Here is a 1929-nt window from a genome sequence, read left to right as displayed (position 1 = left end):
GTTGCCGCCGAGATCGCCGATGATGACCTCGTAGGTCAGCGCTGATTTGTCGTCTGTGCCATCAACTCCGAGGTAATCGTCGGGAAGCTGCGAGCACACCAGCGCCCGAACCTTGTACTTACGGCTGTCACGCGCGATCCGCAGGTTCAGGGTCCGGCCGGCACCCGTCTGCTCGAGGTATTTGTTCTCGTCGAGGAACAGCACCTTGCGCTCGTAACGCGGCAGTTCGTAGACGAGACGGTTCGCAAGCCACGCGGCCATGTGCATCAGCGGTCCGGCCATGCGCTGCTGTGGAGTCCACTGCGATGGGTCTGTGCCCTCCGGTGGCAGTTGCAGGCCGGGCATGGTCAGGACCGTGAGGCGAATGCGGTCGTTGATGATGTCGTCGATGTCGCCGGTGGTGCCGCGCTCCGGGAAGAGCACTCGGGCTTCTGCCAGATCGGACATCATCGCCAGGTCCTGGTGCAGGCTCTTCGCGCACGACCGCAGATCGATGTTGTCGTCTTCTTTTGCGATCCGTTCGATGGCGTCGAGAACTTCGCGGAGGTTGTGGTGCCGTTCGCCGCCGACCATGTTTGCCGCGCTCGCAAGCACGGTCTCGGTCCACTCGTGCTCGAGGCGGGCAGGGGTGAGCATCATCTTCAGAACAGAGACCGCCACCGAGATGCGTTCGGCGTTCGCGGCACGCATATCGGCCTCGTATTGCCCCTGCGCTGCCGCCTGGGGGTTGGGGTCGTCCTGGTAGTCGACGCTGGTCGCGTCGTACTCCGGATCATCGCGGCGCGGGTCGATGATCACCCGGTACGGGTTGAGCGAGCCGGGGCGCGAGGTGCGACCGGTCAACGCTTGCACTTCGGCGATGCCGCGGAACTCGGGCAATTGAGCGAGTTTTTTCAGCGGGCCGGACGGGTCGAGCACGACGCCGTAGGCACCGGCACGCACAGCCTGGTAGACGAGTACTCCAGCGAGGAACGTCTTGCCAGATCCGGGGACGGCGACGATCGGCGTCAATCCGGACTTGTGCTTTTTCTCGTGCGCTGCGAACAGATCCCATACGGCCGGTCGCGGCGCGATCGACGCGGTCTGCCCGACCACGACACCGGTGCGGTCACCGATCCGGTCACCGACCGCTGCCATGCCGGAGGAGAGGGCTTCGACGTTCATCCGCCGGCAGTGCGCGATATTGGCCAGGGGCTCACCAGGGATGAACTCGCGCAGAAGTTGGTACTGGCCGTGTTCTTGTTCGAGGCGGATGCGAGGGGCGTACATCTCCTGCAACATCGAGACCTTTTCCTTGGCCTCCTTCGGCGTCGAACCGACGATGAGAACCCGGTACCAGCCCTCGGTGCGCACCGACAAGCCGGAATGGTCTTCCTCGATGTCGGAGATGACCTGCCGCGCAAGCGCATGCTGCTCAGCCAGCTCCTGCGGCGGAACCTGGTCGTGCTCGATTGTGTAGTGGTCGAACTGCGCCTCGATCTTCGACGTCAACCGTCGCAAGTTCCGAACGGTTTGGCTTTTGGTCTTGAGCTTGATCCGTTCCGACCACTCCAGCGGCTCACCGGACGGATCGCCGAGCACCTGCCACGGCAGCATCTTCTCCGGGATTGGTAGGGGCGCCATACGCCCGACCGTGAGGACGATCGCGTAGCCGGTGTAGTTCCGGCCACCCACCTGACCGTGCACGGTCGTGTAGCCATCGCCGGGGGTGAGTTCAAGGTTGGTGAGGTCTTCGAGCGTCGCGACGTCGGACTCTTCCCAGCCGCCCCCACCGGAGATAACCCCTTCTGCGTCCAGCGGCAGTCCGAGAGTCGCCGAGCGCAGAAGTAGGTAGTCCATCTCGGCGGGAGTCGCGGGCTTGGCATTGACGCCTTCACCGGACAGATGCCGTTCGATCGTGGCGAGGTGATCGGCGATCGCCTTCTGCTC

1 protein-coding gene is annotated in these 1929 nt (G+C 64.0%); it reads right to left on the bottom strand.

Annotated elements, in window-relative coordinates:
• Positions 1-1929: ATP-binding protein (locus VIQ49_RS21590; RefSeq protein ID WP_331888506.1), on the bottom strand; the 1929-nt coding region annotated here is incomplete at both ends.

This window comes from Williamsia sp., from assembly GCF_036566845.1.
In the GTDB taxonomy this organism is placed as follows: Bacteria; Actinomycetota; Actinomycetes; order Mycobacteriales; family Mycobacteriaceae; genus Williamsia.
The sequence above is the reverse complement of the archived record's forward strand: the minus strand, read 5'-3'. Positions and strand labels throughout refer to the sequence as shown.